The organism is Mycobacterium sp. TH-M116, from assembly GCF_057473685.1.
Window position 1 is genome coordinate 1 of the sequence record NZ_JBYCLC010000095.1, and the last position, 7,511, is coordinate 7,511.

The window sequence follows — 7,511 nt, forward strand, 5'->3', positions numbered from 1 at the left end:
CCGCCGACGGGCACAAGACCGTCATCGACACGTTGGTGCTGGCCACCGGTTTCGACCTCTGGGACGCCAATTTCCCGGCGTTCGAGGTGATCGGGCGCAAAGAGCGCAACCTCGGAAAATGGTGGCGCGACGCCGGGTTTCAGTCCTACCAGGGCGTGTCCATTCCCTATTTCCCCAACCTGTTGAGCCTGGCCAGTCCGTTCGCGTTTTCCAGCCTGTCGTTCTTCAACACCATGGAATACCAGATGCGACACATGGACCGACTCTTCGGTGAGCTCCGGCGCCGGGACGCCACCGAGTTCGAGGTGACCGAAGAAGCACTGGCGCGGTTCATGGACCGGATGACCGGCCTCCTCGACAAGACGGTCTTCCACGCGGGCGACTGCGCCAACGCGCGCTCCTACTACTTCGACCCCAACGGCAGGGCGTCGCTGCTGAGGCCCACGTCGGTGCTCAACGCGACGCGGGAGGCTTCGCGCTTCCCGCTCAGCGATTACACGATCCGCTGAACCGAAAGAGAGAAATCCGGCGCAGGCGCGTTGTGGATGCATGACCGGCACCCGACTGCGAGTAGGGTGCCCGCCAGGGTATCGCGCAAAAGTGCCGGTCCGGTCGGGAGGCCATGATGTCGGAGAGTGGGCCGGTGACCACGCTCGAGCGGTGCAATTTCGACTCCAATCTTGACTCGCATCTCACGCAGATCCCGGAGCCTGGCGTCCCGCTGACCATGGAGACGGCAGAGTTCACCCGGTTCAATATTTCACGCCGACCAGCGTGTTTCGGAGGCACACGGCCCGGTCGGTATGGTTGCATCGAACATCACCCAGGAGAACAAAACCACCATGGCTGAGCACCCGACGAGCCCGACGAAGGCGCGTACGCGCTTCGCAGACATCCAGGCCCACTACGACGTCTCCGACGACTTCTTCGCGCTGTTCCAGGATGCGACCCGGACGTACAGTTGCGCGTATTTCGAGCGCGATGACATGAGCCTGGAAGAGGCCCAGTACGCCAAGATCGATCTGAACCTGGACAAGTTGGACCTCAAGCCGGGCATGACGCTGCTCGACATCGGCTGCGGGTGGGGCGCCACGATGAAGCGTGCCGTCGAGCGATACGACGTCAACGTGATCGGACTGACGCTGTCGAAGAACCAGTACGCCCGCTGCGAAGAGGCGGTCGGCGCGATCGACACCAACCGCTCCCGCCAGGTGCGGCTGCACGGCTGGGAGGATTTCACCGAGCCGGTGGACCGGATCGTGTCGATCGAGGCATTCGAGCACTTCGGGCACGAGAACTACGACGACTTCTTCAAGCGGTGCTTCGACATCATGCCTGACGACGGCCGGATGACCGTCCAGAGCAGTGTCAGCTACCACCCCTATGACATGGCGGCCCGCGGCAAAAGGCTGACATTCGAGACGATGCGGTTCATCAAGTTCATTGTCACCGAGATCTTCCCCGGCGGCCGTCTGCCGTCCACCGAGATGATGGTCGAGCACGGCGAAAAGGCGGGTTTCGTTGTACCCGAACCGCTTTCACTACGCCCGCACTACGTCAAGACGCTGCACATCTGGGGCGACACGCTCGAGTCCAACCGGGACAAGGCCATCGAAGCCACCTCCGAAGAGGTCTATGACCGCTACATCAAGTACCTGCGCGGCTGCGAGCACTACTTCAACGACGAGATGCTGGACTGCAGCCTGGTGACCTATCTCAAGCCGGGCGCCACCGCTTAGGTATGGCGGTCAACGGCGAGTTCGCCGAGTAGACACAGAATCGCATCGCCGCAGCGATATCCGTGCGATTCTGCGTCTGCTCGCGAGAATGGCTTACGCCTCGGCGAAGTTACGGGTGATCGACGGGTCGACGGGGATGCCCGGGCCGGTCGTCGTCGAGACGGTGATCTTCTTCAGATACCGGCCTTTCGATGCGGACGGCTTGAGCCGCAGTACCTCGTCGAGCGCCGCGCCGTAGTTCTCGGCGAGACTCTTCTCGTCGAACGACGCCTTGCCGATCACGAAGTGCAGGTTGGCCTGCTTGTCCACGCGGAAGTTGATCTTGCCGCCCTTGATGTCGGCCACCGCCTTGGCGACGTCCGCGGTGACGGTGCCCGTCTTGGGGTTCGGCATCAGGCCGCGCGGACCCAGCACCCGGGCGATGCGGCCGACCTTGGCCATCTGGTCTGGAGTCGCGATCGCGGCGTCGAACTCCAGCCAGCCGCCCTGGATCTTCTCGATCAGGTCATCGCTGCCGACGACGTCGGCCCCGGCGGCCTGCGCCTGTTCGGCTTTCTCACCGACCGCGAACACCACGACCCGAGCGGTCTTTCCGGTGCCGTGCGGCAGGTTGACTGTCCCGCGGACCATCTGGTCGGCCTTGCGGGGATCGACCCCGAGCCGGATCGCGACCTCGACGGTCGCGTCCTGCTTGCTCGAGGACGTCTCCTTGGCGAGTTGGGCCGCCTCCAGCGGGCTGTACAGGTGGTCGCGGTCCACCTTCTCCGCGGCGGCGCGATATGCCTTGCTGTTCTTGCTCATCAGATATCCAATCTCGTGGTTGGTTGTGGTTCTCAAGCGGGCCGAAGCTGGCCCTCCCACGCGGTCGTGACGGTTATTCGACGGTGATGCCCATCGACCGGGCCGTCCCGGCGATGATCTTGGCGGCGGCATCGATGTCGTTGGCGTTGAGGTCGGACTTCTTGGTCTCGGCGATCTCGCGGACCTGGTCCCAACTGACCTTGGCGACCTTGGTCTTGTGCGGCTCCGCCGAGCCCTTGCCCACACCGGCGGCCTTGAGCAGCAGCTTGGCGGCGGGCGGCGTCTTGAGCGCGAAGGTGAAGCTACGGTCCTCGTAGACGGTGATCTCCACCGGGATGACCTGCCCACGCTGATTCTCCGTGGCCGCGTTGTAGGCCTTGCAGAACTCCATGATGTTGACGCCGTGCTGGCCGAGCGCCGGCCCTACCGGCGGGGCCGGGTTGGCCTGCCCGGCCTGGATCTGCAGCTTGATCAGCCCGGCGACTCTCTTCTTCGGGGCCATGGGATATGGGTGTTCCTTCCTGGGTTTGTGCAGCCGGTGCGCCGGCTAGATCTTGGAGACTTGGCCGAACGTCAATTCCACCGGCGTTTCACGGCCGAATATCGACACCAGCACCTTGAGTTTGTGTTGTTCGGCGTTGACCTCGTTGATCGTGGCCGGCAACGTGGCAAACGGACCGTCCATGACCGTCACCGATTCGCCCACCTCGTAGTCGACCTCGATGGCCGGACGTTCCAGACCACCCGTCTCGGCAACGGCGGCAGCGCTGCCCGCACCCTTGGCGGGTTTTTTCGCTGCCCCGCGCGGCAACAGGAACTTGACGACGTCGTCGAGGGTGAGAGCCGAGGGCCGCGACGTGGCGCCGACGAATCCCGTCACCCCCGGGGTGTTGCGCACCGCGGCCCACGAATCGTCGGTCAGATCCATGCGCACCAGGATGTAGCCGGGCAGCACCTTGCGGTTGACCTGCTTGCGCTGGCCGTTCTTGATCTCGGTGACCTCTTCGGTGGGAACCTCCACCTGGAAGATGTAGTCGCCGACGTCAAGGTTCTGCACCCGGGTTTCCAGGTTGGCCTTGACCTTGTTCTCGTATCCGGCATAGGAGTGGATGACGTACCACTCACCGGGCTTGCTACGCAGCTCGGCCTTGAGCGCGGCGGCCGGGTCGAGTTCGTCGGCCGGCTCCGGCTCAGCCTCGGGCGCGGCGGCCTCGGGGGCGTCGGAGGGGTCGGTGGATTCAGCTTCCTCCAGAGCCTGGGGAACCTCGGCGCTCTCTTCGCGCTCTTCCACGTCGACCGCTTCACCCGCGGACGTGTCACCGTCGAAGCTACTCACGGTTTTCAGTCCTTCCTGTCAGTCTCGAAAGTTCAGCCGAACACCAGCAGCACGAGCTTGGTCAGGCCGAAGTCCGCGAGCCCTACCAGCGCCACCATGAAAGCGAGAAACGCCAGCACCACCGAGGTATAGGTCAGCATCTGCTTGCGGTTAGGCCAGATCACCTTCCGCATCTCCGCAACGACCTGCTTGAGGTAGTTGTAGACGAACACGAAAGGGTTGGCAGAAATGCCGGCTTTCGTCGCCTTCCGCGCTTTGCCGGCCTTGTCCTTGGGGCTCTTCTTGCCCTTGTCCTTGCCCGCCTTGTCCTTGCCCGGCTTGGGCTCGGTCGGCGACTCGTCGTGGGCAGGGGCTCCCGCGTCGCCCGCGTCTTCCGTCCGCCGCCGGGACCGCTTACCTGTCGGCCGTGGCGGGCGCGCCGCGGGCTGGGTGGCCACCGCCGTCCGGCCACCGCTCCCCCCGGTTTCGCCGCCGTCGCGTGCGGCGTCGTCGGCAACGTCCTTCTCGTCGCTCACCGCATGCTCCTTTGTCCGATAGCTGATCCGCGGGCCGTCTCGTTGTGATGGTGCGCACTTCCAGTGTCCACCATGGCACCCTACCTACGGTCCGGGTCCTCCTCAGGCCGTCCCGGCCTGCCTCGTCGCCGGACGTTCGCCGTCAGCAGGGGCGACAGGACTTGAACCTGCAACCTGCGGTTTTGGAGACCGCTGCTCTGCCAGTTGAGCTACGCCCCTTCGCGGTTGGCAGGACAGATCCGCCTTCGGCCCCGTCCAACCCTGTCTGTCGGGGCTTGCACGGCGCGCGCTTCCGCTCGTCCAATTCCTGGGAGGCGCGCTGATGCTGGGAAAACCCCGAGGTCCGAGTGTACATCGGCGTAGGAGTCAGTTACTAATCACGCAGTTCTGACGACCTGTCCGGATTCGGCGTCCCATCTCAGCTGGATCGAATTGTCACCCTCGTGCCCCATGAGGGTGGTGTAGGACTCCAGGACCACCTCGCCATCCTCGTTGGTGCAGGTGTTCTTCGTGACGACGATGTCGGCGCCGAAGCGCTCGTCCACCGAATGGACGTCCATCCTGGCGAAGAGCTTGTCCCCGACACGCACCGGCTTGAGGTAGACGAACCTCTGATCCACCTGGACGATCTGCATGGTTGCCATGCCCACGTCGACGTTGCGGAAGAAGTCGTCCTGGACGAGCTTGCCGAAGATCGACACGAACGTCAGCGGTGCCAGGATGTTGTCGTAGCCCAGCTCGGCCGCCTCCTCCTCGTGGAAACTGGCCGGATCGGTGCACTTGACCGCGCGCGCGAAGCTGCGGACCTGTTCGCGGCCCACGATGAAGTGGTCCGGGTAGCGCCACACCATGCCGCGGATGTCGACCTTGAGTGCCATCAGCTACGCCAGTCTGGCCGACGCGGTGGCCCGGCCGAAGATCTTCTTGCCCCCGGTGGTGGCCGTGAGGGCGATGGTCACCGACTTGGTCTCGGGGTCGACCGACTTGACCTTCCCACTGAACACGAGTTCGGCGCCCTTGCCGTCGTTGGGCACCGGCACGACGGCGGTGAACCGCACGTTGTACTCGGTGACCGCACCGGGGTCGCCGACCCAGGAGGTGACATACCCCCCGCCGATGCCCATGGTCAGCATTCCGTGCGCGATGACGGTGTCCAACCCCACGACCTTGGCGATTTCGTCGTCCCAGTGGATCGGGTTCAAGTCACCGGACACCCCCGCATAGTTCACCAGATCCTGGCGCGTCAGCGCGTAGGTCTTCTCGGGGAGCTGATCGCCCACTTTTACCGTGCTGAACTCACGCAGTGGCATCAGAAAATCCCTCTTCTCCGTTTTCGTTGGCACGGCCCGCCAGGGTCGTGTAAGTCTCCTGGACCATATCGCCGTGGTCGTCGGTGATGACGGTCCTGGTCACGATGATCTGAGTGCCGTGGGCCTCGCGCACCGAATCCACGTAGACGTCGCAATAGAGCCGGTCGCCCACCACGATCGGCTTGACGAATGTGAGAACCTGGTCGACCTGCACGATCTGCTGGTCGTTGACCGCGATGTCGGCGTGGTCGAAGAATGCCGACTGCGCCCGATAGCCGAACACGCTGATGAACGACAGCGGCGCTGTCAGACCGGAATATCCGAGCTCGGCTGCGGCTTTTTCCTCGAAGAACGATGCGTCATCGTTGTGCACGGCGATCGCGTACTCGCGAATTTTCTCGCGTTCCACCTCGTAATGGTCGGGATAGCGGTAGTGCATCCCGACGATGGCCATCAAAGACACGGCTGTAAAACCTACCTGGTCATCTGGACAACCACTCGCACCGTCAGCGCTAGCGCGTCTCGCGATGCGCCTGGTGCTTGCCGCAATTCGGACAGAACTTCTTCAGATCCAACCTGTCGGGGTCATTACGGCGGTTCTTCTTGGTGATGTAGTTGCGGTGCTTGCACACCTCACACGCCATGGTGATCTTGGGCCGTACATCGGTGCTGGAAGCCATGTCTCATTCTCTCTCACACTTGGTGTTCTGTAGCGATGGCCGGACTCGAACCGGCGACCTAACGATTATGAGTCGTTCGCTCTAACCGACTGAGCTACATCGCCTCTGCACGCCGCCAGCCTGCCCGGCGTCCGCCGAGCCCCCTAACGGAATCGAACCGTTGACCTTTTCCTTACCATGGAAACGCTCTACCGACTGAGCTAAGGGGGCCGTTCGCCCGATTCGACCGGTGGTGTCGCGGGCCTAAAAGAGGGTACAACCCGGCTCGCGACCTCACCAAACCACGTGTGCAATCCACTGCCGCGCCGCGAGATCCTGCCGATGAGGCAAGGACCGGCCCGCCGCCAGGATCACCCCCGATCCTCGTTGCGGCGGGGTTGCCATGCGCTGAGGTCGCTGAACTCGTCGTACTCGTCGTCGGGTCGGTCTCGCTCCCCGCCGGCACCCTCGCTGAGCAGGGTACGCAGCGCGAGGTGGACGGCTTCGCGCGTGCCGGCCAGGCCGTACCGACGAATCGCCTCGTCGACCAGATCGGTGTCGATCACGATCTCGACCTTCTTGTGCATGCGCCAACGGTACCCACTCCACACCAGCGCAATCTACGTCTGAGGCGCGTCCGCGCGGCCGGTGCTGCCGCACGTCTGGGGTCGGCGCATTTCGGCGAGCCCTACTCTGATGGGGTGCCACAAGATCGTCTTTACTTTCGTCAACTACTCTCCGGTCGCGATTTCGCCGCCGGGGATGTGGTCGCGACGCAAATGCGCAATTTCGCCTATCTGATCGGCGACCGCGAAACCGGTGACTGCGTGGTGGTCGACCCGGCCTACGCCGCCGGCGACCTGGCCGACGCCCTGGAAGCCGACGGCATGCACCTGTCCGGGGTCCTGGTCACCCACCATCACCCCGACCACGTGGGCGGGGAGATGATGGGCTTCGAACTGAAGGGACTGGCCGAACTGCTGGATCGGACAGCCGTCCGGGTGCACGTGAACACCCACGAGGCACCCTGGGTTGCCCGCGTCACCGGGATCGCCATGAGCGAGTTGACCACCCACGAGAACCACGACAAGGTCACCGTCGGGGATATCGAGATCGAGTTGCTGCACACCCCGGGACACACGCCGGGCAGC

General features: G+C 63.8%; 11 protein-coding genes, 3 tRNA genes and 1 pseudogene. 3 read left to right on the plus strand and 12 right to left on the minus strand.

Going from position 1 to position 7,511, the window contains the following annotated elements:
- Both AC2VOK_RS04685 and mmaA4 read left to right on the plus strand, forming a co-directional pair.
- A pseudogene (locus tag AC2VOK_RS04685) lies at positions 1–509 on the plus strand (NAD(P)/FAD-dependent oxidoreductase); the annotation flags it as partial.
- A gap of 333 nt (positions 510–842) precedes the next feature.
- Positions 843–1,739, plus strand: coding sequence for a hydroxymycolate synthase MmaA4 (gene mmaA4, locus AC2VOK_RS04690; RefSeq protein ID WP_428899461.1), 897 nt, complete (start codon positions 843–845; stop codon positions 1,737–1,739).
- Positions 1,740–1,832: 93 nt separating this feature from the next.
- Here mmaA4 and rplA read toward each other — a convergent pair whose 3' ends face one another.
- The 12 genes from rplA to AC2VOK_RS04750 form a co-directional block, all read right to left on the minus strand.
- A complete protein-coding gene (gene rplA / locus AC2VOK_RS04695; RefSeq protein WP_428899453.1) occupies positions 1,833–2,540 on the minus strand; it encodes a 50S ribosomal protein L1 in 708 nt (235 codons plus the stop codon).
- Positions 2,541–2,613: 73 nt separating this feature from the next.
- Positions 2,614–3,042: a 50S ribosomal protein L11 gene (gene rplK / locus AC2VOK_RS04700; RefSeq protein WP_421529553.1), complete on the minus strand. Its 429-nt coding sequence runs from the start codon at positions 3,040–3,042 to the stop codon at positions 2,614–2,616.
- A 45-nt stretch (positions 3,043–3,087) separates the two neighbouring features.
- The gene (gene nusG, locus AC2VOK_RS04705) at positions 3,088–3,876 is read right to left on the minus strand and encodes a transcription termination/antitermination protein NusG (RefSeq protein WP_428899454.1); all 789 of its coding nucleotides are present in this window, start codon (positions 3,874–3,876) and stop codon (positions 3,088–3,090) included.
- Between the two features lie 32 nt (positions 3,877–3,908).
- Positions 3,909–4,391: a preprotein translocase subunit SecE gene (gene secE / locus AC2VOK_RS04710; protein WP_428899455.1), complete on the minus strand. Its 483-nt coding sequence runs from the start codon at positions 4,389–4,391 to the stop codon at positions 3,909–3,911.
- A gap of 146 nt (positions 4,392–4,537) precedes the next feature.
- A tRNA-Trp gene (locus AC2VOK_RS04715) sits at positions 4,538–4,610 on the minus strand.
- A 158-nt stretch (positions 4,611–4,768) separates the two neighbouring features.
- Positions 4,769–5,269, minus strand: a complete 501-nt coding sequence (gene hadC, locus AC2VOK_RS04720) for a (3R)-hydroxyacyl-ACP dehydratase subunit HadC (protein ID WP_428899456.1) — start codon at positions 5,267–5,269, stop codon at positions 4,769–4,771.
- Positions 5,270–5,272: 3 nt separating this feature from the next.
- On the minus strand, positions 5,273–5,701 hold the full coding sequence (gene hadB, locus AC2VOK_RS04725) for a (3R)-hydroxyacyl-ACP dehydratase subunit HadB (RefSeq protein ID WP_428899457.1): 429 nt from the start codon (positions 5,699–5,701) through the stop codon (positions 5,273–5,275).
- A complete protein-coding gene (gene hadA / locus AC2VOK_RS04730; protein WP_428899458.1) occupies positions 5,688–6,164 on the minus strand; it encodes a (3R)-hydroxyacyl-ACP dehydratase subunit HadA in 477 nt (158 codons plus the stop codon). Before hadA ends, hadB begins: the two co-directional genes overlap by 14 nt.
- A 49-nt stretch (positions 6,165–6,213) precedes the next feature.
- On the minus strand, positions 6,214–6,381 hold the full coding sequence (gene rpmG / locus AC2VOK_RS04735; RefSeq protein WP_421529547.1) for a 50S ribosomal protein L33: 168 nt from the start codon (positions 6,379–6,381) through the stop codon (positions 6,214–6,216).
- Positions 6,382–6,411: 30 nt separating this feature from the next.
- Positions 6,412–6,485: transfer RNA gene (locus tag AC2VOK_RS04740), tRNA-Met, on the minus strand.
- Positions 6,486–6,518: 33 nt separating this feature from the next.
- Positions 6,519–6,591 (minus strand) — tRNA-Thr (locus tag AC2VOK_RS04745).
- A gap of 140 nt (positions 6,592–6,731) precedes the next feature.
- Positions 6,732–6,947, minus strand: coding sequence for a type II toxin-antitoxin system VapB family antitoxin (locus tag AC2VOK_RS04750; RefSeq protein ID WP_428899459.1), 216 nt, complete (start codon positions 6,945–6,947; stop codon positions 6,732–6,734).
- A 114-nt stretch (positions 6,948–7,061) separates the two neighbouring features.
- Here AC2VOK_RS04750 and AC2VOK_RS04755 point away from each other — a divergent pair.
- On the plus strand, positions 7,062–7,511 hold a 450-nt coding region (locus AC2VOK_RS04755), incomplete at its 3' end, for an MBL fold metallo-hydrolase (RefSeq protein WP_428899460.1).